The sequence below is a fragment of the Paraburkholderia sp. BR14312 genome, assembly GCF_040948675.1.
GTDB lineage: Bacteria > Pseudomonadota > Gammaproteobacteria > Burkholderiales > Burkholderiaceae > Paraburkholderia > Paraburkholderia nodosa_A.
In genome coordinates this window covers 1-21,215 of the sequence record NZ_JBFPKI010000034.1, presented here as the reverse complement: position 1 = coordinate 21,215, position 21,215 = coordinate 1, and the positions used below count along the sequence as shown (strand labels likewise).

Below are 21,215 nucleotides of genomic sequence, written 5' to 3'. Positions count from 1 at the left end.
ACATCGACTCGGTATAGCCGTCCGCTCCGCGCATCGCTTCAGTCTCAGTGTTGTCCGAATCTTTGTTTCAACGTTTACCCCTCCCGCCCGGATGACGTATGCGGGAGGTATTTCAACAGCCTGTTAGGGGTGTCTCCACGGGAATTCTTGCGACGTGCTCGTCTTGAGAGGGCGCGCTCGCTGCTCGCACAAACGGACCTGTCAATAGAGAAAATTGCGCGTCAGGCGGGATTTGTCGGGCGAAATTGCATGGCGAACCTGTTTCGCCGTCACCTTGCGACCACTCCGACTGAATATCGCGCTGGGGTGCGCAGCACAACAGGCGGCTTGTTCAACTGCCCAACGCAAGCAGGTGCGGTAGAAACGACCCACGTACAACTTAAGTCTGAAGTGTGACCAGGTGGGGTGCCACACCTGACGCAGCAATCATGTGATGTACCTCCTTCCATGTCGTGTATGAATTGATCTGGTGATCTACGGATCGCTAGCGCTCGCTTGCGTTAGATTAGGATACCGAAATTATGAACTCGATATTCAGAAGAGCCGTAGATGTCGGATTGATCGTTCTCGGATCAGTTGTCCCGCTTTTCAACGGTACGCTGGAAGGACCTGAACACCACGTATTTGATGGCTCGCTTGTTGCGTTCGCCGCGGCGCTGGCGTTATCCGTATTTCCAGCTTGCGGCATCTACGACTCTGGCTCGAGATATTCGCCGCTCAACCTGTTCAGCCGAACGGTTCTCGCGTGGATCGTTGTTCAGGGAGCGACAACGTTGTTGCTGTATGTCTTGCACAAGGCGCAAATCCTGTCGAGTCTGTGGTTTGCATACTGGACGGTTACGAGCGGCATCGGGCTTCTCATTTTCCGCGCGCTTACGCTCGCGATCTATGGAAAGATCGAGCGCGTCGCACGCCGCCGCCCCGCTGTGGCAGATGGTAGGGATCCTGCTCATAAGAGACAGGGCACGGTTGGGGCGGTCGTAAACCGGGTGATAAAGCGTGGTGTGGACATCCTTGGTGCCGCGGCACTGCTGATTCTGCTTTCCCCCGCGCTGCTCGGACTCGCGTGGTTGGTCAGGCGTGACGGGGGAAGTGCAATATTCGGTCATGTGCGGGTTGGCAGAAACGGACGACGCTTTAAGTGCCTGAAGTTCCGCTCGATGATTCCGAACGCGGACCTGGTCCTTAAAGAACTTCTCGCGCGGGACGCCGATGCCCGTGCCGAATGGGACAGAGAATTCAAGCTCAAAAATGACATTCGAATCACGTCAATCGGCCACTTTCTCCGCAAGACCAGTCTCGACGAGTTGCCACAGCTGGTGAATGTCCTGAAGGGCGAGATGAGCCTGGTGGGTCCGCGACCAATCGTCGAAGCCGAACTCACCCGCTATGGGGCCGATGTTGGCTACTACCTGATGTCCAGCCCCGGAATGACCGGACTTTGGCAGGTCAGCGGGCGCAATGACACCGATTATGCGACGCGCGTGGCACTAGACGTTGCCTACGTCAAGAACTGGTCGATATGGCGCGATGTATCGATTCTCGCCAGAACATTCAGCGTCGTACTGCGTGGTTCGGGGGCGTACTGATGTCAACAGCTGACCACCGTTGGTCCGATCCTGGTTCCGTGCCAACCGGCGGAAGCTAGCGGGAGTGGTGCGTTTCTTCGCTCAGAGGGGTCGCGCTTTCGTCGGGGGGCGGGGCAGGTGCATTACAAGTCTGATCTCTGGTCCGCTCGCCGTATTCGCATTATCGGATCGCGAGCATGCCAGAACTTCAACACAACAGATACGAGTGGACGAGTGTACGAAAGACGAATGCGAAGTGTGTCGCAAGGGGCGTGCTATTCCCCTGATAAGCTCCGCCGGGGGCGGAGCGGTTTGACACTAATGGTTTTGTCGGTGGCGGCCGCGCTGTCCGCGTGCTCACTTTCGCCGGGTATGCGCATGGAGCAGCCGGCGACGCTTGCAGCTGCCAGTCAGATCGGACCTGACGGAAAGAATGAGCAGACGGCGGCCCTGGGTGTACCCGTTACGAATATCGACATTGCGTTGATCCAGAAGTTGAGGGACGCGCAGGCGACTTCCCCGGACGGCACCTCGGCCGTCTCGGTGGTCCCGCGCCCGTACACAATCGGTCGAGGCGATGTACTACAGATAACGGTTTGGGATCATCCTGAACTCGCGGTCGCGGCCGGCGCGCAACCGCAGGCGACAACGCGCGCGGCCGACGCGCCGCCGGGCTTCGTCGTTGACCAGGACGGGACGTTGCAGTTCCCTTATGCGGGCAGAGTACGCGTTGCCGGTTTGCAGCCGGAGCAGATACAGGTGCTGTTGACGCAGCGGCTCAGCAAGAGCTTCCAGGACCCACAGGTCAGTGTGCGGGTCGCGTCCTACCGTGCGAAGCAAATCTATATCGAAGGCGAAGTACATACGCCCGGCTCACAGCCGCTGAACGATATTCCCATGACGTTCTACGATGCTGTCAGCCGCGCAGGTGGGTTCGAGTCAACCGCTGATCAGAGTCGCGTCGTCCTGGTGCGCAACGGCGTATCGGAGCGCATAAACCTGACGGAAATGGCGGTTCGGGGGCAGAACCCCTCGCGCATCCTTCTTCAGGATGGGGACCTGCTCCGTGTGCTACCGCGCGAAGACAGCGGCGTATATGTCATGGGGGAGGTGAACAAGCCTGTTACGGCTTTGCCTATGCGCGACGGGCGGTTGACGCTCAGCGAGGCAATCCTTCAGGCCGGCAGTATCAATTCAAACACTGCGGATGCGGCACAGGTTTATGTGATTCGTGGTGGAGTAAAAAAGCAACCGGAAATTTTCCATCTGGACGCCGCGTCTCCGGTCGCCATGATTCTCGCCAATCAGTTTGAGCTGCATCCGAAGGACGTTGTGTATGTCGATGGCAATGGCCTGGTGCGCTTTAGCCGCGTGTTGAGCCTCCTGTTGCCAGCCATCAACGCTGGTCTGACCGCCGCGATCGTCACGAAATAATGAACTCAATCCTGGTTGTTTGTGAAGGGAATCTCTGTCGTAGCCCGATGGCTGCCGCAATGCTTGGTTCGCTTCTCAAGGGGCAACAGGTAGCCTCAGCAGGGCTGAACGCACTCGTCGGGATGCCCGCTGCGCAATACGCGTGTGATGTGATGCGCGAACGTGGCCACGATATCACTGGTCATCGTGCGACGCAGATTGCGCGCTCCCTGTGTTCCTCGGCCGACGTAATTCTTGCAATGGATGGAGCGCAAAAACGTCAGATCGAAAGCCAGTTCTCCTTTACACGGGGCAGGGTGTTTCGCCTCGGTGAGTTTTTGGACATTGATGTCGAAGATCCATACCGCCGACCGAAATCGGAATTCGAGCGTTGCGCCGAACTGATTTCAGTCTGCCTGACTGAGTGGACGGCTCGCTTTAGTGCGCTGTGATCCGAGATATCCGGGGGGCAACCCCGTCGTACGTTAAAAAGACATGACTAATACTCCTGTGCCAACGCCGCAGACCGCAGACGATGGTGATCGAGACCTTTTTGTGGTGCTCGATACCCTGCTTGAGAACCGATGGCTCATCGCGACAATAACCGCGTGCTTCCTGGTGGCCGGTGTCGCGTATGCGCTTCTCGCAAAGCCAGTGTTTGAAGCGAGCATCATGGTCCAGGTCGAGGACAGTCCCGATACTTCCGCGGCGAAGAGTTTGCTCGGTGACATCTCATCGCTCTTCGACGTGAAATCCTCAGCTGCGGCAGAAACCCAGATCGTCGCTTCGCGCCTTGTAGTTTCGCGAACGGTCGATGCCTTGAAGCTCTATATCGATGCCCAACCGAAGCGCTTCCCTGTGATCGGAAGCTTTATCTCACGACACTATGACGGTCTTTCGCAGCCTGGCATCGCTGGCATTGGAGGCTTTGCCTGGGGAGGAGAGCGCATCGCAGTATCGCAGTTCGACGTCCCCCGGAAATACGAGCAGGACAGGTTCAAGTTGACCGTCCTCGACGCAAACCGGTACTCCCTGAGCGGAAGTGACCTCGACCAGGACTTCATCGGCCAGATCGGCCGCAAGGAAGTCATCACGACGCCGCGCGGCCCCATCGTGCTTCACGTCAATTTCATTGATGCGAACGCGGGCGCGGTATTCGTGCTGGTCCGAAATTCGAGGGAACGGACCATTGACGATATCCAGGACCGGCTGGATGTGCAGGAGAAGGTCAAGCAGTCGGATGTCGTCGTCGCGACGATCCAGGATACCGATCCGTTGTGGGTGAGTTCCACGATGAACGAGATCGGCCACCAGTACATCCGCCAGAATATCGAGCGGAAGTCTGCCGAGGCCGCGCAGTCACTTGACTTCCTGACGGGTCAACTTCCTGCCTTGAAGCAGCAGCTTGCTGATTCTGAGGCGAGGCTGACCAAATTCCGGAATGAGCGCGGTACGGTTGACCTCACCGAGGAAGCCAAAGTCGCGCTCGCGCAGTCTTCGGATGCGAAGACTCGTTTGCTGGAGCTCGAGCAAAAGCGCGCTGAACTTTTGACGCACTATACCGCGACCCATCCGAGCGTGATTGCCATCAACAGGGAGATCGCAGCGCTCGACGGATATGCGAGCTCGACTGAGCAGGAGATGCGTCGACTTCCCGATCTTCAGCAGGATTTTGTCCGGCTCATGCTCGACGTAAAGGTCAATACGGACCTTTACACGGCATTGCTGAACAATGTCCAGCAACTGCAACTTGTGCAGGCAGGCAAGGTCGGCAATGTCCGCCTCGTTGACGTCGCTGCGATTCCGGAGCTCCCTGTCAAGCCGAAAAAGCCACTCGTCGTAATCGCATCGCTCCTGTTGGGACTACTCGTGGGATGCGGAACGGCGATCGCCCGTTCGATGTTGTTTCACGGAATCACCGACCATAACGAGATAGAGCGCCGTCTCGGCCTCAGTGTGTACGCGACGTTGCCGTATAGCGAGCACCAGAACGATCCTGGCGACGGAAAGAGAATGCAGAGGCGGGGCAAGGCGACACTGTTGTCAGTTGACTTTCCTGGTGAACCCGCTGTCGAGTGCGTGCGCAGCCTGAGAACCGCAGTGCAGTTTGCAATGCTCGAGGCGAAGAACAATATCGTGCTGATTGCAGGCCCAACGCCAGGTGTAGGGAAGACCTTTATTTCGACAAATCTCGCGGCGGTCATTGCGAGCGGTGGCAAGCGCGTCCTGCTTATTGACGGCGACATTCGACGCGGTCGCGTGCACGATTACTTCGGCGTTGCGCGTGCCGGTGGGTTGACCGATCTGATCGCCGGTCAAGCGGGGCTCGACGATGTTGTCCACCGTAATGTCGTAGACGGGCTTGATTTCATTACAACCGGGACGATTCCGAAGAACCCGGCGGAACTGCTACTTAAGCGCCGGTTGTCGACTGTGCTCGACGATCTGTCGAAGCAGTATGACATCGTGATCATGGATACTGCACCGATTCTGGCGGCGCCTGAAGCGGGTATTCTCGGCGGTTTCGCTGGTATCACCTTTGTTGTGGCACGCGCGGGGCTGACGCGTCTCGGGGAGATCGCGGAGTCGACCAAGCGCTTCTCGCAGAACGGCGTCAAGGTCAGTGGCGTGATATTCAACGGCGTCAACCCCCGTCTCGGCCAGTATGGCTACAAGTATGGCGGCTATCGTTATGTGGCGTACCAGTACGGTACGGCTGCGGAAGAGTGACGCGTGCACGCCTCAACGCGCATCGAGTCCGGCCTGTCGGGTCGACTTTGCCGGTTCTCACCCCGGAGGTAATTTAATGGTCAACCCGAGGGACTCGCTCATATCGCTCCTGGGTGTCGTGTCCGGGCAAGCGGCATTGTTCGCATGCATCTTCCTGATTGGCCGCTGGGACGGCCCTGGCGCTCTGGGGGAGTTCAACTACCAGCTTGCACTTGCGACGTTCGGCGGGACGCTGCTAGGGCTAAGGTACGAGCTCGCGTGCGTCAGCGACAGTCCGCGCGAGTCCTTTGGCGCACTTGTCAACGTAATGGGTCTTGCGCTTGTATTGGCAACGCTGCTCGCAGGGGTCGTCGCTGTCGCTGGGCGCGCAGAATACTATGCGCTCGTGGGCTACGCATTCGCCGCGTTCGCGCAGATCGCCGCTGGCGCATTCCTAAACAGCATGCGGTGGTACGGCTGGATCACAGTCTCGAGGGTGGTCACAAATTGCGGCTTTCTCGCGTACCTGCTACTCGGTCAAGTCTGTACGGCTTGTGCAAAGGTTGGTCTCTTTGACGCGTACATGGTTTCGACGGCCAGCGTCGCGATTGTGATGGTAGCGGGGATCGCAGTGATCGGCAGCCGAAGCGGATACGCTTTCAAGCTGTCGCCCGGATTCTTTGCGGACAACAGGCGATTTGCTGCGTACATCCTGCCGTCGACGATCTGTGCGTCCGTGTTGACTTACGCGTTGGCAATTGTGATACCGCATTGGTATGGCGCGCACGTTGCTGGGTATTTCGCCCTCGCGTACCGGCTGGGCTTCTTCCCCGTCTCGCTGATTGGCCAGAGTATCGGAGGGGTCTTTAGGCGTGATGCTATCGGTGCGATCGCTCGCGAAGATGCACGAAGTGCGTTGCTTAACGTCTACCGCATCTACGCGCGCTCGCTGGTTGGAATAGCAGCCCTCTACGCAATTGGCGGCCTTGTGCTATTCGACCCGGTCGTGACATGGGTCTTTGGATCGAAGTGGTACGGTGCCGTTCGATTTTTCAATAGCCTCGTACCGCTATTCGCGCTGCAACTCGTCTACGTCCCGCTTTCCCAGATCTTCCTCGCGACCCGTGCGCAGCGGACCGACTTCATGTTTCAGCTCCTGTCTGGCATCTCCCTGTTGACTGCTCTATGTATTGCGAGATGGTTCGACCTGTCAGCAGAAGCAAGCGTATTCACATTTTCGCTTGCAGGTGCAGCACTAATGGCAGGCGGAATAGGAATTACGTATCGCGTGCTCAACGCGAATCTGGTGCGGTTGAGCCCCGCTGCCTAATCGAGAAAGGGAAACGGAGATTTACCGATGATTCTGATAGTCGTTGACTCTCTCGAGAGATACTACTTCGCCGCGAGGCTCGTGCATGCCGTTAGAGGTGAGTATGACTTCCTGTTCCTGACGAGTGAGCCAGTTGCGCATCTTCGCCTGAAGTGTGCGGGGTACCGTTCATACTACCTACGCAAGGTCAGAAACCCCACACTGGAAGTGGACGAATCCTGCACAGAATATCCTTACGATCGCTCGATTGAGGTGCTAAACGGGCAGGTGAGCCGGGAACGCGCACGCGTAGAATCCTGCGCGGTGGTGCGTCGTGTGTCGTCGCTCCTGACACGGTTTAGCGTGACCCAGTGTTTTATGTGGAACGGTCAGCAACTGGTCTGCAGGGCTGTTTCTCACGCGTGCCTGGTACATGGGGTTCCACAGAGGTTCCTTGAGATATCCAATCTCCCCGGCAAGCTCTTCGTGGATTCGTCGGGTGTCAATGCACTTTCCAGCATCTGTCGGGATCCGGCTGTGATTGATCGGCTCTCGTTGCCGGACGAGGAGACGCACCGGCGTTGGCTGATGCATTACGAAAGCGCCAAGTCTAGGCCGTTGCCCCAGGCTCGAACTTCGCTGAAGCGAAAGGTCGTCTCGGGAGTGAATTACGTTCTGAAGTTCGCGAGCTCGGGTGTTGGGCGTAAGCGTCTTGCAACCGTACGTGCACGAAATGGCGGTCGGAGACCAGTTGACATCAAGAACTACGTCGCCTCCGAGCTGTCGACGCAGCGCTACGTGTTTCTGCCTCTTCAGGTATCGGGCGATACACAGATCAAGCTGCACTCAGAGATCGATAACCTGGGGGCGATCCGGCATGCGTTGGAGTTCGCCGTTACGCAGGATGCTGCATTGCTGGTAAAACTTCATCCGGCCGAAAATGACGAGTCTGCGATCAGTGCAATAGAGGCTATGCGGGATAGGTGTCAGTTTACTCTGGTGTCGTCGCCGACGACTGATCTTATCAAGCATGCGCAGGCAGTCGTGACGATCAACTCGACGGTAGGACTCGAGGGATTGCTGTACGGAAAGCGCGTGATTTCACTGGGGCAATGCTTCTACAAGAACTTCGACCGGACGCGGCTGCTGAAATACATACATTCGTTCCTGATCGACGGAGTTGACTACTTCTCTTCGGGCGGGATTTCTCCGGAGGCCGCCCGCAAGGTATTTTCTATTGAGCATTGAAATGACAGTTACGCTCAGAAAAACACTTGATGCAGTCGTATTGGACTACGAAAGGAATCCGTATTTCAAGACGCGATTTGTGATGATCTTCTTCCGGATTGTCAATTATCTCGCCTGCAGAAGTATCGTGACGCTCATATGCGGGGCTCCCCTCATCGTTCTGTACATCTTCATTTGCGATTGGCTAATGGGAATCGAGATACCAGTTAAAACGAGGATTGGAAAAGGGCTCGCCTTGTTTCACGGAACTGGAATGGTGATCAACGGATACGTCGTCATCGGTGAATACTGCACGCTGCGCCACGGCGTCACACTCGGAAACACTATCCAGCGCGATGGCTCGATTAGCGGCGTGCCGAAGATTGGCGACCACGTGGAGTTCGGCGCCCACAGTGTCGTGGTTGGAGATGTGTTGGTTGGGGATCATGCGCGCATAGGTGCAGGGGCAGTGGTGCTTACTGACGTGCCGGCGCGCGCTGTCGCCGTTGGCGTGCCGGCGCGGATACTCAATACGGGGGATTGCATCCAGTGAGCGTATTTATCCTTCATCCAGGTAAAGCGAACTATCCCGAGATCGAGGCATATAGCGATTGCCTGACGCAACGAGGCATCCCAGTCGAGCACGGGGATCTGGGCGCGCTCAATCGCGTAGCGGAGGATCGTCGAGCAGTCCTTTGGTGCATCATGGGGCTCTATCGTGCGCTGCCGCCCGCTAAATTTGTGGTTCACGACTATCGGTCTCTTTCTGTCGGCCGGATGGCGTTCGTCAAAGACTGGATCAAACGCACACTGAACGCCAGGCCGAATCTCCGCATTTTTCAGAATGTGCGGATGCGGGATGCTATGGGCTTCAGCGACGGTGTTCCATCCTTGCTGCTCCCTATGGGTGTTCCGGACTGGATCTTTGATGTCACCGACGACGATGCGACATCAATGCCGGCTGGAAAGTTTTGCTACATAGGCGAAATGAGCCGCGAACGCGGATTTCATAAGGTGCTGGGGGCATTCCGCGACGCTCGTCGCGATCCATCTGAAGCATTGATTCTGGTCGGGCGACCGGAGCCATCGATTCTTGATGAGTTTCGGGACGTCCCGGGGATCGTGTTCACGGGTCGCGTGCCGCAGCAGGATGCACTGCGTATCGTCCGACGCTCCGATCACGCGATCTGCTATTTCCCCTATCACCGGCCGCATTGTTTCCAGACGCCGACGAAGCTTCTCGAGTACGCCGCGCTCGGAAAATCAATCATCTGCAACGACGCTCCGTCGAATGTGCTCGCTGCGCGCGAACTCGATATTCGGTGCCATGTAACCGGACCGCGGATATTCGATGAACTGTTTTCAGGCGCTCCGATAGCTCTGCAGCGGAACGACCCGAGAAAAATCGTATCGCTCGAATGGAGTCGGGTTATTGAGCGCTCTGGGGTGCTTGAACGCATCGGCGCGGCTACAGGACAAGCGCCCCTGATGACGCATCAACGGGAGAGGGTCAACGAGGGAGGGCAAACGCGATGAGGATCGTACATATTCTGGAGTCGACTGCAACCGGCACATTGTCGATGGTTTGTTTGATCGCGAACGGGCTTGCGCGCGAGGGCCACAAGGTCGATGTGATTTATTCAATCCGTCCCGATACCCCCGCAGCGTTACCTGGCTTGTTCGCCAGGAATGTCAGATTGCACCATGTGCAGATGAAGGATGTCTCGCTTATGCGCTCTGTCCCGGCGCTGCGCTCGAAGTTGATCGGCCTGAATCCGGACATCGTGCATCTGCATTCGTCCTTTGCCGGATTTCTTGGGCGTATCTCCACACTCCTCGCACTGCGTCGGACGGCGTTCTTCTATAGTCCTCACTGCATCTCGTTCATGCGGCGCGACATCTCAACTCCGAAGCGGTTGCTATTTGTGGGTCTCGAGCGCGTCGCCGCACTGCGACGTTGCGTATACGTCGCTTGTTCGGAGAGCGAGCAGCAAGTTGTGCGTCGTTGGTTGCGGCAGCCCGTGAGGCTTGTCGAGAATGCGGTAAAGGCGCATGCGGCGAAACCAGGTGAGAACGAAGAGCAGAAAGATAGCGTTGGTTTTTGTGTCGTGACGGTCGGCGGCGTGCGGCCCCAGAAGAATCCGGGCCTGTTCGCGGAGATTGCCCGGCGGCTTGACCGTCCTCACGCCCGCTTCGTGTGGATTGGGGACGGGGACGACGCCCTGAAGCAGGAGCTACGTGCTGCCGGGGTGATCATAACGGGGTGGCTCTCCCGCCGTGACGTACGGTCGTGGCTTGAACGTGCCGATGCGTATCTGTCGACCTCGTCATGGGAAGGTATGCCGGTTTCAGTCGTCGAGGCAATGATGGCGGGAAGCGCCGCGATTGTGTCTGATTGCGCAGGGAATGTCGATGTCGTTCGGCATCTCGAAACGGGTGCCATTTTCTCGAGCGCCGCGGAAGGAGCGGAATTGCTTGGACGGGTTATTGATGATCCGGAGTTCCGTGCGGGCCTCGCGTCGCGCGCGCGCATCGAGGCAAAAGACCGGTTCACGGAGAAGCGATTCTTTCAACAGCTCGCGCCCGTATATGAGGACGAGTTGAAGCGCCGGCAGCGATCAAGGCACCACAACGTCGACCGCACAATTTTGCGGCAGCACACATCGTAATTCCTCGGGGGAAATGTAAATGAGCGTATCGATCAGCGCCAACGTTGAAGTCGGAAATCAGTTGCCGTTTGTGTTATTTGGCGGCCTGAATGTTCTGGAGAGTCTTGAGTTCACACTTGAAGCTTGCGAAGTTTTCGTCGATGTCACCAGGAAGCTTGGAGTTCCCCTCGTCTTCAAGGCTTCTTTCGACAAGGCAAACCGTTCGTCAATCCACTCATACCGCGGCGTCGGAATGGAAGAAGGACTTTCCATTCTGGCGATCGTCAAAGACCGCTTCGGGGTGCAAGTCATAACCGACGTACACGAAGTGGCGCAGGCTGAAGCGGTTGCTGACGTCGTTGATGTGCTTCAGGTACCGGCGTTTCTCGCTCGTCAGACCGATCTCGTGGTCTCGATCGCAAAAACTGGGCGCGTCATCAACGTGAAGAAGCCGCAGTTCATGAGCCCCGCTCAGGTCAAGCACGTGGTGGAGAAGTGCCGCGAGGCTGGTAACGACAAAGTCATGCTGTGTGAACGTGGCGTGGCGTTTGGCTATGACAATCTGGTCGTGGACATGCTGGGCTTTCGCCAGATGCGGGAGGTGTCGGGAGACTGCCCGGTAATATTCGATGTTACCCATAGCCTCCAATGCCGCGATCCGCACGGCGAGGCGTCTGGCGGGCGGCGCAGCCAGGTTCTCGACCTGGCGCGCGCCGGCATCGCACTTGGCATTGCCGGCCTGTTCCTCGAAGCCCATCCTGATCCCGATCGTGCGCGCTGTGACGGGCCGAGCGCGTTGCCATTGAACCTGCTCGAGCCGTTTCTTGCACAGGTGAAGGCCATCGATGATCTTGTAAAGCGGTTTGAGCCGCTCGACATCCGATGAGTGCCGTCGTCTACTCCGGTGGAATATCAGTCGTCGTGTTCGACGTCGATGGTGTCCTGACTGACGGTCGTCTCCATGTAAGCGCTGACGGCGAACGCGTAAAGAGCTTTCACGCACACGACGGGGTCGCGGTCGCGTTGTTGCGTGCGCATGGGATCCGTTCCGCGATCCTGTCTGGTAAGCACAGCGAGGCGCTCACCTGGCGCGTGACGCAACTGCGTGTGGACGCTGTGGTCACCGGGTGTCACGACAAGCGTACAGGATTCGAATCGATCAAGCAGCAACTCCGCGTCGACGACATGCAGACTGCGTATGTCGGAGACGATGTGAATGATCTCTGCGTGATCGAGCGCGTGGGTGTGTCGTATGCGCCTGCAGACGCGCATGCACTGGTTCGCTCGCGTGTCAGCCACGTGACGTCACGTGCGGGCGGTGAAGGAGTCGCTCGCGAGGTGGCCGATCATATTCTTACGTGTGGAGGGCTGTCGCTGGAGGACGCGTATCGGCCGCTCTTTCAACTCTGGAGTCGTCATGATGTCACCCAGTGAACGCCGAGCCCTGCGGATCGTGATCCCCTCGCGCTTCGGGTCTACGCGTTTGCCGGGAAAACCTCTTATCGATCTGGGCGGTGAGCCGATGATCGTGCGCGTGTACTCGCGGGTTCGTCGTGCTCTTCCGGAAACTGAGGTTGTGGTAGCGGTTGATGATGAGCGCATCGCTGACGAGTTGAGGAGACGACAGATTGCGTTTGCGATGACTGACTCCGGACATCAGTCTGGTACCGACCGCGTAGCGGAAGTTGCCAGGGCCTCCGGATGGCGACCGGACGACATCGTCATCAATGTGCAGGGTGATGAGCCGCTGGTGCCAGTCGCTCTGCTGCAGGAGTTTGCTGTGTTCTGTGAACGCGTTCCCCGCTTTGAGGTGGCGACGGTCGCTTGCCCTGTCAAGGACGCTATCCAAATTGATGACCCGAATGTTGTGAAGCTGGTCGTCGACAGGGAGGGGCGCGCTCTGTATTTTTCCCGGGCACCGATTCCGCTTTGCCGGGACGGTCGGCCCGCGGCCGTGGAGGGCGTCTTCCGGCGTCACGTCGGAATATACGGGTATCAGAATGCCGCGCTGCAACGGCTGGCGACTAATGAGCCGTGTGAACTCGAATCGCTCGAAAAGCTGGAGCAGCTACGTGCATTGTGGCTGGGACTGCAGATTCACGTCATGCATTGGCCTGCGACGCCGCCTCACGGCGTAGATACGCCCGAAGACGTTGAGCGAATTCTTACTATGTTGAAACGGCAAGGTCATGAATCAATTGAACTATATTGAGTCCGCCCGTGAAGTGCTGGACATCGAGGCGCGTGCGCTTTCAGCACTGGCAGGTCGACTTGACGAAGGCTTCTCGGTCGCGGTCGAGACCATCCTGGCATCCAGCGGGCGCGTGGTGGTTTGTGGGATGGGCAAATCGGGGATCATCGGTCGGAAGATAGCGGCGACATTCGCCAGCACCGGCACACCAAGCTTCTACATGCACCCAGGAGAGGCCTATCACGGCGATCTGGGAATGGTCGTGCCGGCAGATACGTTCTTTGCGATCTCGAACTCGGGCGAAACTGACGAGGTGATCAAGCTGATTCCATTCTTGCGAAACAATGGAAACCGGCTGATTGCACTGACCGGTAATCGAGCGTCAACGCTTGCGAGCGCGGCACACATTCACCTTGACATCGGCGTAGATGCAGAGGCCTGCCCTTTCCAGCTGGCCCCCACGGCATCGACAACTGCAACGCTCGCCATGGGCGACGCGTTGGCGATCACACTGATGAGAGTCCGGGGGTTTCAACCGGAAAACTTTGCGCGTTTTCATCCGGGTGGATCGCTCGGTCGGCGGTTGCTCCGCACAGTAAGTGACGAGATGACCCATAGGGATCTGCCTTTCGTCAGCCACGGCACACCGGCGATCGACGTACTGCAAGCTATGACACGTGGACGTCTTGGGCTCGCGATTGTGCGGCTCGATACCGGCTGGGGCGTCGTGACCGACGGAGACGTGCGTCGTGCCATCGAGCGGCACGGCAACGAGGTTTTGCGAACCACTGCGGTGAACATGATGTCTGTTGAGCCAGCAATGGTCTCTCCAGAGACGCGGGTTGAGGATGCGCTGCTGGTGATGGAGCAGAAGAAGATCAACGCGCTGCTTGTGTTCGATGGAGCCGATGTCGTCGGGGTGTTCAAGAAGTGAGAGAGAGGCGCGAGCGCGTGGCGTTCCCCTTTTCAGACGGGAACGCCACGCGAGACATGATTCATTTGTCGGAGGATATATGAGCGGTTTGTCATTGAGTGGCTTCTCCCGGCTATCGGAAGAGAACTCCGGATTTATCCACTCGTGCCGTGGTCTGGCAGCACTCATGGTGGTGGCAACGCATATCGAGCAGGTGTTTGTCGCACCGTACTGGTCCGGTATTCACGCGTATTCGCTCATCCTCGGCCAGGCCTCTGTCATGTTGTTCTTTGTATTGAGCGGATTCCTGATCTGCAAGTCAATAACATCCAGGATATCCGAGGGCGATTATCGCGTTCTCGACTATGCCGCTGCCCGTGCCTGGCGTATCGTTCCGCCTCTGGTGCTTTCGCTCCTCCTGATACTGGCCCTAAGCCTTCTGAGTCCGGCGGTATTCAGTTCCGGGTCAAGCCATTTCTCGCCGGAAAGATACCTCGTTGCCGATGGCTTTCAGATCGTCCCGGAAGAACTATTGGGAGCAGCCTTGTTTCTGAACGGTTTTGTCACCCATACGCCACGTGTGAACGGGCCGCTATGGAGCTTGTCGTTTGAGGTGTGGCTGTATGCGATCGCAGGTGCAGCGGTGGCCTTCAGACAGGCGCCCAGATATTGGCCGGTAGTGCTTGCGTTCATTGCCCTGCTTGGCTTTCGGGACATGAAGTTCGTTGCGTATGGCGCAGTTTGGGCAGCCGGATTCCTGCTTTGCGTGCACCACAATTCCGGCACCAAATCGCGAAAACTACGATGGCTCGTTTGTGCCGGCGTAGTCCTTTTCGGTGGGGCATCGATCGAGTTCGCAGGCTGCTTTGTGCAGAGCTTTAACGCAGTTGGAGGGCAGGCGGGAGCAAACTGGCACTACATCGTAGCTTTCAACCTCTTCATAGGCTTACTATTTACTTGCGTGATAGCGTTGGTTCTGGATCGGCGATCGCCATCAAACGCGCTCCTTTCGAAGAGTGCAGAATATTCTTACACGCTTTATATCATTCATTTCCCAATCCTGCTGTTTGTGTTTGGCGTGACCCAAGCGGTGCTTAGAGTGTCACCGACAAGCCGGATTCTGATCGGGATCGGGACGTTCGCGTTGGTGGTCTGCATCGCACGCGTTGCGTCGACTCTGGTTGAGAACAAGGCGAGATTGAAGCAGCTTCTGTCTCGTGGATTCGCGCTGAGGTGAAGGCTGCAGGACGGCAGCCAGTTTGCACTGCACTGGATGAGAGATCTGACGAGGCAATCTGCGATCAGGCAAATCGGTCGGATCATCAGCAGGGAAGTAAGCAACCGATTGTCAGGAGGCGACTGAGGTGGGCGCGAACCTCAGCCCCCTGTCCCGTAGCGGTTTCCAAAGTTCGGGTCATCGTTTTCGACGGTCAGCGACCTCGAGGCAGATCCATCGATTGGCAGCGACCCACTTAGGGTGCCTCAGCAAGCGAGTGGCGGCTTTCCGTTCCGATGGGGCGGGTGCGGTGCGTCATATCGACGATGTTCCAGAGACGCAGCAGTTCACATTCTTCGTGAGCGGGGCACGTGGTGGCAGTCCCTAAGTAATGGGGCAGGCGACCAGGCTTGAGGGAAGGCGTTCTTTGATGTGAATTCCGGAGCGCCCTTCGGTAGGGATACCGTGCAGGTTAGATGGCATGCGCGGCAGCGGCGGTACGGCGTTAGCCAGGCTCGCGCCGAAATGTGAGTCATCGGCACGCACGAGGTATATGTGGTTCATGTCGCACATGCCTCTGCGACGCAGTCAGTGGTATCACCTGATGAAGACTGGTGCTTTCCCCCCGCATGGAAGAAGACGGTGCGCCCTGCGATCGCCGGCAGGACGTCCGCAGCAGGCCGCCTTCTGTGAGACTCCGGAGCGAACCGCGGCGCAAGACCATCTGATATCGAGATGTGGTCCAGTCAGCGACGACGGGAAGCGCCGGCTGTGGGCTTCAAAATCATAGGGGTAGCGTTGATATGGGACGGTAAGGTGCGGCGCTTACGTGCGACGACTGGCGTCCTCCGCATTCATAGCGACAAAGAATTGCCGTTAATGCGCGTCCCGGCGAAAATCGGGGAACCTTGCAAACGTGATGTAGTTGGAATTATGTTGACTTTGCGCACCGCCTTCGGGATCGTCGAAGGACGTGCGTATCACCGCAATGATATCGTCACCGCTAAATTGCCAATCCACGTATTGAAAGCCGTGTCGCTTCACGTCAGGATGCCGCATGACGACAGAGGAAACAGACCAGTTGTGGAGGTCGGGGGACGAAATCAATGCAAGGGTATTGCGAACGCGTTCGAGGCTTTCATGTCCGTCGCTCGCAAGTACAGCGTTTGTCAAAGACCAGTACCGTTGTGAGGTTGGGTCAAACCGAACGGTGAACTTCTTGCCTCCACCAGGCATGTCGACGAAGTCGCGCGTTGGGTCGAAACTCAGCGTCGTCTCATCGGACCCGACGTGGACGATCGCTGCTTTCTCAACCCCGTTCCGGGTATTGACGCGAAGCAGGATTCCTGGCGGTCCGTCCTTGAAAAGAACTACGCTGCCTTCCTCCCACGAAATGAACTTTCCACGCAGCCATGCAGGGTTAGAGGCTTGATGTTTTGATACGGTCCAGTTCTGCGTATCCAGGAGGTTCGAGTGTTGCGGGGCGGACATGATGAGTGAGCGCAAATCTCCGCCTTCGACCACGTCGTAGGCGCGCCAGACGCGACCCTGGCTGACCACGACAGGAACTGCGCCCGTGATGTAACGCCCCGGCAGATTGAAGCGTCCCGTAGACGCGTCAGTTGCATCAGTCCATGTAACGCCGCGGTCCACGGATCTGCGAATGGTGGGCGTGCCCATTGCCCGATCAGTTCCCATCAAATATAACGCGTTGTCCAGGACGAACAGCGATGACCAGTACTGGCCGGAGACCGTGCTCTGTCTGGTCCAGCTCTGACCTTTGTCACGCGACGCCATGACGGTCACGTAGTCTTGCGACGAACCGGGCCCAAACGTGTCGTAGGAAGCGACATAGGTGCCATCGGGTAGCACCGCCAATGCCGGGGATCCAAGGAATACGTGCGTGGATGCAGCACTATGGGCGATTACGCGACCTGGGGGACCGACATTCGTTGGCCCTTTTGCGGAGGCGGCCACCCCGCAGGCGCAAAGGACGCTGACAAGCATGAGCGAAAGCCTGCAACTGAGGCGGGCAAGGTGCCTGCCGGCCTGGCGACTCCGATCTGGCAGGCTCGATTTACGCGTGCGCATAGCTCGAGTGGGCGTCACTGGCATGATTGACATTTAGATACGGGAATTAGCCGCAATGGCACGAGTGGCAGGGCGCTGGGTCGAGAGGCGGCGGTTGGGGGTCGAAGGTGCGGTGTTTTGCTCGGCGAGGACGACGAAGAGCAGCAGCGTCATCCAAAGCATCCCATAGAGCACGTGATACTTGAAGAGCATGATTGGCAACAGGTAAGCGAGATATCGCCACTTGTTGCGATTGCGGAACATCACCCCAATCGTACCAAAGAACATAGAGGATCCGACAACGCCTACGCTGAACAGGACGTAGACGTAGAAGGAACTGTCTCGTGCCTGATATCCACGCATGTGTGTTTTGCCGACGTTGTTCCGGTCGTCCCAGAATAGACCGCTTCCGAAGGCACCCGCTGTGAGATCACGCTCCTGGAGTTCGGTCAGAATTAGCGTCCGGCTGCCCACGGCGTCATAGTCGACCGACTGATTAACACGTTGGTCGTAGACGTTGTACATGGCGGGCGCGCACAGTAACGCGGCCAAAATGACGAACAGCTTGAGACGCAGGTTCCCGCGTTCGAACATCACATGAACGAATCCAAGCACTGCACAGACTACCATCGACGCTACCGAGAAACTGATCAGTGCGGTACCGAATGCAATGACCGAGGCGAGCGCAATCCGACGTTTCACCAGAAGTAAAAGAACGCCGCACGGAATGACCGTCATGGCGTAGAAGGACGGTTCAGAGTAGAGGCCAAGCGCGCGGATGGAGATCAGACTGTCACTCAGTGCTTTCGTTGCATAGAGGGCGTCGGCGTCGGACTCGCGAATATAGCTATCAAAGTCCACGAACACACCAGTGGCCAGATAGTACAGGAGCTGGAAAAGGAAAAATGCACCATGAATATAGATCAGCGCCGTGCATGCTGACTCGATCGACTTGAGCGAAAGGACGCCACTACTTAACATCCAGTAGAGCAGCACGATGTAAGTCTGGATCAGTACAAATTTGATGAAAAAGTTGAGATAAAAATCGCCGAATGCAGAAAAAATAAACGAGATAGTGATACACCCAAGCCAGTATGTCAGCATTCCGCGGGCATTGGCTCCTTTCTCAAGAAGGGAGGGGGTCCGTAGGAATAACAGGGCGCACGCGAAGAAATAGGCTGCGAAGGTTGCTCGAACGCTGAATGCGTTCAGGGAGAAAAAGAATACACTTGCGGTGAACAGAAAGGTCGACATAAGGGAATTTCGGATCGGAAGCTGTACCTTGCATAGCAGTTGACGTTCAGGCACGCCACGCAGGTCGCCAATCCGTCCGGCGCCGACGTTTTAATCGCAGTCCATGGATCGGTCTCCTGGTGGTTTCAGGAGACTTGTTCCGTGGGCGCCCGCAGAGGATAAATGGACGCTGGCGCGTCGCGCTGCCCTCGTCCGATCCAGTCAAGCTTATGTCGGCTAACGACTGGGCAGTTGGCAAGCTGCCGAGGGGATTTGTAACTTCTTTGAAGTGATGGGAGACGCCACGCATCCGGTCCAGTATTCACCCTTCGCCATCGAAGGAAGGTACATCGCGCGGGTACGAGTTACACCCGACCGACTAGGCCCAGTGTTCGCAAAGCCACGGTGAATACATGTCGATCGCCCCCTGGATTGGTGCATGATGTCCGTACGCGACTGCCGAGACGGCAAACAGCGAGACAGCAGCAATCGGACGCAGGCGTCGCGGAACGACAGGAGCGCCGCTCCATCGAATCAGAAGTATCGTCACGAGCATGCCAAGCGTCCATCCGGAGACCACTTCTGAAACTGTATGAGCCTCGTCGAAAACGCGCGAGATACCGATAGCCGTCGCGAACCCAATGCCTGGCCAGATGGCGGCGCCAGGTTTGATGCGCGAGCCGTCGTTCAGGACGATCAGCCATGACATCGGCCAGATTGCAGAAGCGAGCATTGTGTGTCCGCTGATCATGCGAAAATCCAGCGAGCGAATCTGTATTCCGCATCCTGCGTACAAGATCTTTGTCACGCCAACGAGCAGCATTGCTGCCGAAAGAAGCGCGGCCCATGATATGGCAACGCGCGCGCCGGTCGGCGAACGCGTTAGCCACGCGAAGCAGACAATGGCAAGCGGGATCGTCAACGCTGCGTCGCCCAGATTACTGATAGCGGACCACATGCTGTATTCCGAAAGAAGAAAGGTGCCCACTATATCAGGCGATGTTGGCTTGCTCCCAGTTCGCAACGTATCGAGCCATCGAATCGATGGGAGAGGCGATTGGCCGTCGACTCTCACATAAAAGAGTTCGGAACCCGGGTCGGACGGAGCTGAGGTGGAACGTGTGATCCCTTTCGATGTCGCACGGCGTTTGGGTGTTTGCGAAAGAGAGCCGAAGTGTTGGAAGCGCGCGGAATTCCCACCTATTTTGTGTCTCCGACGTTCGTTTTGAGCGAGTTGTGGCGACTTAAACACTCAGGCCTGCAGATTATGTCATCCCTATCCGTCAAAATCGGAACGTATTCGGCCACTTGCACCACCTGGCTGAAGGACGACGTTATGCTTTCGCCCGATATCAGCGCATTCATCATGGAGCTCGTATGCTTAAGGTCACGAAGGCCGTTTTTCCGGTAGCTGGTCTCGGTACACGCTTCCTCCCCGCCACGAAGGCAAGCCCGAAGGAAATGCTGCCTGTTGTGGACAAGCCGTTGATCCAGTACGCAGTGGAAGAAGCTATTGCAGCGGGCATCACTGAAATGATTTTCGTGACCGGGCGTAGCAAACGGGCGATTGAAGACCATTTCGACAAATCGTACGAGATTGAGGCGGAACTGGAAGCGCGTGGCAAGAAGCAACTGCTGGAACTGGTCCGTGGTATCAAGCCCAGCCTAGTCGATTGCTTTTACGTTCGCCAACCGGAAGCGCTCGGGCTCGGCCATGCTGTATTGTGCGCTGAGAAACTCGTGGGCGATAACCCGTTCGCGGTTATTCTCGCAGATGACCTGCTTCATGGTGAGCCGCCCGTGACATCGCAGATGGTGGATCTGTTCAACCACTACCACAGTTCAGTACTCGGAGTGGAGGAGATCCCGCGAGCAGACACGCGTTCATACGGAGTTGTCGACGGAAAGACGTGGGAGGAGAACATCGTCAAGCTCTCAGCGATTGTCGAAAAACCCGCCCCCGACGTGGCGCCATCGAACCTCGGGGTTGTCGGTCGCTACATACTCAAGCCGCGGATCTTCAAGCATTTGCGCGCACTGAAGCCAGGTGCGGGCGGCGAACTGCAACTCACAGATGCAATTGAGTCCTTGCTCAGCGACGAACAGGTTCTCGCCTACAAGTACCGGGGGACGCGGTACGATTGTGGTAGCAAGCTCGGCTATCTGAAGGCCACGGTTGAGTTTGCGCTCCAGCACAGCGAGGTAGGCGCTGAGTTTGCTGAGTACCTGAACCTGCAATTGCGACGCGTTGATCAGCGCGAAAATGAAACGTTGGATGCGCGCGAGAGTGTGGACGCTGTCTGAGAACAGCGGCGGCCGATGCTATCGGTTTGTTTGTTGTTCGAGTGCATTCAGCTTTGCGCCAATCGGTACCCTGGGATAGTCCCCCGCTGTCCTGGTTTCGCCTGCCATGTTCTGGACATGGCAGGCTTTTTTCCCATCCTGAACCAGTCCTCGATAAATGTCCAGCTATAAGGAATTGCGTGAACAGCTCGCAATGCTTGATCTCAAGATCGCCGAGGTATTCAAGCATGAGCGGGAGATTGTGATTCAGGAAATTCGGAGAAAGTTGGAGTTACATCAGCTTACAGTGCGTATTTCGGGGAAGCTGAACGCCCGTTTCGGTGAAGTCGAACAGGCCAGGAGGGAGGTGCTGCGTAGTGCTTAGATTGTACTGCGGGTGTTCGACATCAGGCCACTTTTTGATCAGGTGCGTTC

At 57.2% G+C, this 21,215-nt stretch carries 20 protein-coding genes; 17 read left to right on the top strand and 3 right to left on the bottom strand.

The genetic code is table 11. The features are described 5' to 3' along the window. From AB3X98_RS41370 to AB3X98_RS41300, 15 genes are all read left to right on the top strand, one after another. Positions 1–396, top strand: a 396-nt coding sequence (locus tag AB3X98_RS41370) for a helix-turn-helix domain-containing protein (RefSeq protein WP_368607011.1), incomplete at its 5' end; no start/stop codon positions are given. Between the two features lie 125 nt (positions 397–521). Next, positions 522–1,589 carry a sugar transferase gene (locus tag AB3X98_RS41365; RefSeq protein WP_368607010.1) on the top strand — a complete coding sequence of 356 codons (1,068 nt, stop codon included), beginning with the start codon at positions 522–524 and terminating at the stop codon, positions 1,587–1,589. A gap of 300 nt (positions 1,590–1,889) precedes the next feature. Continuing rightward, positions 1,890–3,002 (top strand): polysaccharide biosynthesis/export family protein, encoded by a 1,113-nt coding sequence (locus tag AB3X98_RS41360; protein ID WP_368607012.1) that lies wholly within the window; start codon positions 1,890–1,892, stop codon positions 3,000–3,002. Then, complete coding sequence (locus AB3X98_RS41355) at positions 2,999–3,433, top strand: low molecular weight protein-tyrosine-phosphatase (protein WP_342922299.1); 435 nt, start codon at positions 2,999–3,001, stop codon at positions 3,431–3,433. The genes AB3X98_RS41360 and AB3X98_RS41355 overlap by 4 nt, the downstream gene beginning before the upstream one ends. A 43-nt stretch (positions 3,434–3,476) precedes the next feature. Next, entirely contained in the window at positions 3,477–5,711 is a 2,235-nt protein-coding gene (locus AB3X98_RS41350; protein ID WP_368607009.1) for a polysaccharide biosynthesis tyrosine autokinase, read from the top strand. Between the two features lie 76 nt (positions 5,712–5,787). Next, complete coding sequence (locus AB3X98_RS41345; protein WP_368607008.1) at positions 5,788–7,020, top strand: oligosaccharide flippase family protein; 1,233 nt, start codon at positions 5,788–5,790, stop codon at positions 7,018–7,020. A gap of 27 nt (positions 7,021–7,047) precedes the next feature. After that, positions 7,048–8,247 carry a capsular biosynthesis protein gene (locus tag AB3X98_RS41340; protein WP_368607007.1) on the top strand — a complete coding sequence of 400 codons (1,200 nt, stop codon included), beginning with the start codon at positions 7,048–7,050 and terminating at the stop codon, positions 8,245–8,247. 1 nt (position 8,248) lies between these two features. Beyond that, the gene (locus AB3X98_RS41335; protein ID WP_368607006.1) at positions 8,249–8,779 is read left to right on the top strand and encodes a serine O-acetyltransferase; all 531 of its coding nucleotides are present in this window, start codon (positions 8,249–8,251) and stop codon (positions 8,777–8,779) included. After that, on the top strand, positions 8,776–9,762 hold the full coding sequence (locus AB3X98_RS41330; protein ID WP_368607005.1) for a glycosyltransferase: 987 nt from the start codon (positions 8,776–8,778) through the stop codon (positions 9,760–9,762). The genes AB3X98_RS41335 and AB3X98_RS41330 overlap by 4 nt, the downstream gene beginning before the upstream one ends. Continuing rightward, the gene (locus tag AB3X98_RS41325; RefSeq protein ID WP_342922203.1) at positions 9,759–10,895 is read left to right on the top strand and encodes a glycosyltransferase; all 1,137 of its coding nucleotides are present in this window, start codon (positions 9,759–9,761) and stop codon (positions 10,893–10,895) included. The genes AB3X98_RS41330 and AB3X98_RS41325 overlap by 4 nt, the downstream gene beginning before the upstream one ends. Positions 10,896–10,914: 19 nt before the next feature. Next, positions 10,915–11,760 (top strand): 3-deoxy-8-phosphooctulonate synthase, encoded by an 846-nt coding sequence (gene kdsA, locus AB3X98_RS41320; protein WP_342949661.1) that lies wholly within the window; start codon positions 10,915–10,917, stop codon positions 11,758–11,760. After that, a complete protein-coding gene (locus tag AB3X98_RS41315) occupies positions 11,757–12,308 on the top strand; it encodes a KdsC family phosphatase (protein WP_368607004.1) in 552 nt (183 codons plus the stop codon). The genes kdsA and AB3X98_RS41315 overlap by 4 nt, the downstream gene beginning before the upstream one ends. After that, the gene (gene kdsB / locus AB3X98_RS41310) at positions 12,292–13,086 is read left to right on the top strand and encodes a 3-deoxy-manno-octulosonate cytidylyltransferase (protein ID WP_342922206.1); all 795 of its coding nucleotides are present in this window, start codon (positions 12,292–12,294) and stop codon (positions 13,084–13,086) included. The genes AB3X98_RS41315 and kdsB overlap by 17 nt, the downstream gene beginning before the upstream one ends. Next, positions 13,064–13,999 (top strand): SIS domain-containing protein, encoded by a 936-nt coding sequence (locus AB3X98_RS41305; protein WP_368607003.1) that lies wholly within the window; start codon positions 13,064–13,066, stop codon positions 13,997–13,999. The genes kdsB and AB3X98_RS41305 overlap by 23 nt, the downstream gene beginning before the upstream one ends. A gap of 79 nt (positions 14,000–14,078) precedes the next feature. Next, a complete protein-coding gene (locus AB3X98_RS41300; protein ID WP_368607002.1) occupies positions 14,079–15,215 on the top strand; it encodes an acyltransferase family protein in 1,137 nt (378 codons plus the stop codon). An 855-nt stretch (positions 15,216–16,070) separates the two neighbouring features. Here AB3X98_RS41300 and AB3X98_RS41295 read toward each other — a convergent pair. The 3 genes from AB3X98_RS41295 to AB3X98_RS41285 form a co-directional block, all read right to left on the bottom strand. After that, positions 16,071–17,201 carry a sialidase family protein gene (locus AB3X98_RS41295; RefSeq protein ID WP_368607001.1) on the bottom strand — a complete coding sequence of 377 codons (1,131 nt, stop codon included), beginning with the start codon at positions 17,199–17,201 and terminating at the stop codon, positions 16,071–16,073. A gap of 117 nt (positions 17,202–17,318) precedes the next feature. Further along, the gene (locus AB3X98_RS41290) at positions 17,319–18,518 is read right to left on the bottom strand and encodes a hypothetical protein (protein WP_368607000.1); all 1,200 of its coding nucleotides are present in this window, start codon (positions 18,516–18,518) and stop codon (positions 17,319–17,321) included. Positions 18,519–18,876: 358 nt separating this feature from the next. Then, positions 18,877–19,455: a phosphatase PAP2 family protein gene (locus tag AB3X98_RS41285; protein ID WP_368606999.1), complete on the bottom strand. Its 579-nt coding sequence runs from the start codon at positions 19,453–19,455 to the stop codon at positions 18,877–18,879. A 419-nt stretch (positions 19,456–19,874) separates the two neighbouring features. Here AB3X98_RS41285 and galU point away from each other — a divergent pair, with 419 nt between their 5' ends. Both galU and AB3X98_RS41275 read left to right on the top strand, forming a co-directional pair. Next, positions 19,875–20,801, top strand: a complete 927-nt coding sequence (galU, locus tag AB3X98_RS41280) for a UTP--glucose-1-phosphate uridylyltransferase GalU (protein ID WP_368606998.1) — start codon at positions 19,875–19,877, stop codon at positions 20,799–20,801. Positions 20,802–20,958: 157 nt separating this feature from the next. Beyond that, on the top strand, positions 20,959–21,165 hold the full coding sequence (locus AB3X98_RS41275) for a hypothetical protein (RefSeq protein WP_368606997.1): 207 nt from the start codon (positions 20,959–20,961) through the stop codon (positions 21,163–21,165). Positions 21,166–21,215: the final 50 nt, after the last annotated feature.

What these genes read in the sequence shown, in the direction of transcription:
- AB3X98_RS41285 (WP_368606999.1), bottom strand. Translation starts at nt 19,455, where the DNA reads ATGTGGTCCGCTATCAGTAATCTGGGCGACGCAGCGTTGACGATCCCG.
- AB3X98_RS41290 (WP_368607000.1), bottom strand. Translation starts at nt 18,518, where the DNA reads ATGTCGACCTTTCTGTTCACCGCAAGTGTATTCTTTTTCTCCCTGAAC.
- AB3X98_RS41325 (WP_342922203.1), top strand. Translation starts at nt 9,759, where the DNA reads ATGAGGATCGTACATATTCTGGAGTCGACTGCAACCGGCACATTGTCG.
- AB3X98_RS41350 (WP_368607009.1), top strand. Translation starts at nt 3,477, where the DNA reads ATGACTAATACTCCTGTGCCAACGCCGCAGACCGCAGACGATGGTGAT.
- galU (WP_368606998.1), top strand. Translation starts at nt 19,875, where the DNA reads ATGCTTAAGGTCACGAAGGCCGTTTTTCCGGTAGCTGGTCTCGGTACA.
- AB3X98_RS41305 (WP_368607003.1), top strand. Translation starts at nt 13,064, where the DNA reads ATGAATCAATTGAACTATATTGAGTCCGCCCGTGAAGTGCTGGACATC.
- AB3X98_RS41340 (WP_368607007.1), top strand. Translation starts at nt 7,048, where the DNA reads ATGATTCTGATAGTCGTTGACTCTCTCGAGAGATACTACTTCGCCGCG.
- AB3X98_RS41345 (WP_368607008.1), top strand. Translation starts at nt 5,788, where the DNA reads ATGGTCAACCCGAGGGACTCGCTCATATCGCTCCTGGGTGTCGTGTCC.
- AB3X98_RS41295 (WP_368607001.1), bottom strand. Translation starts at nt 17,201, where the DNA reads ATGCTTGTCAGCGTCCTTTGCGCCTGCGGGGTGGCCGCCTCCGCAAAA.
- kdsA (WP_342949661.1), top strand. Translation starts at nt 10,915, where the DNA reads ATGAGCGTATCGATCAGCGCCAACGTTGAAGTCGGAAATCAGTTGCCG.
- kdsB (WP_342922206.1), top strand. Translation starts at nt 12,292, where the DNA reads ATGATGTCACCCAGTGAACGCCGAGCCCTGCGGATCGTGATCCCCTCG.
- AB3X98_RS41335 (WP_368607006.1), top strand. Translation starts at nt 8,249, where the DNA reads ATGACAGTTACGCTCAGAAAAACACTTGATGCAGTCGTATTGGACTAC.
- AB3X98_RS41300 (WP_368607002.1), top strand. Translation starts at nt 14,079, where the DNA reads ATGAGCGGTTTGTCATTGAGTGGCTTCTCCCGGCTATCGGAAGAGAAC.
- AB3X98_RS41360 (WP_368607012.1), top strand. Translation starts at nt 1,890, where the DNA reads ATGGTTTTGTCGGTGGCGGCCGCGCTGTCCGCGTGCTCACTTTCGCCG.
- AB3X98_RS41275 (WP_368606997.1), top strand. Translation starts at nt 20,959, where the DNA reads ATGTCCAGCTATAAGGAATTGCGTGAACAGCTCGCAATGCTTGATCTC.
- AB3X98_RS41315 (WP_368607004.1), top strand. Translation starts at nt 11,757, where the DNA reads ATGAGTGCCGTCGTCTACTCCGGTGGAATATCAGTCGTCGTGTTCGAC.
- AB3X98_RS41365 (WP_368607010.1), top strand. Translation starts at nt 522, where the DNA reads ATGAACTCGATATTCAGAAGAGCCGTAGATGTCGGATTGATCGTTCTC.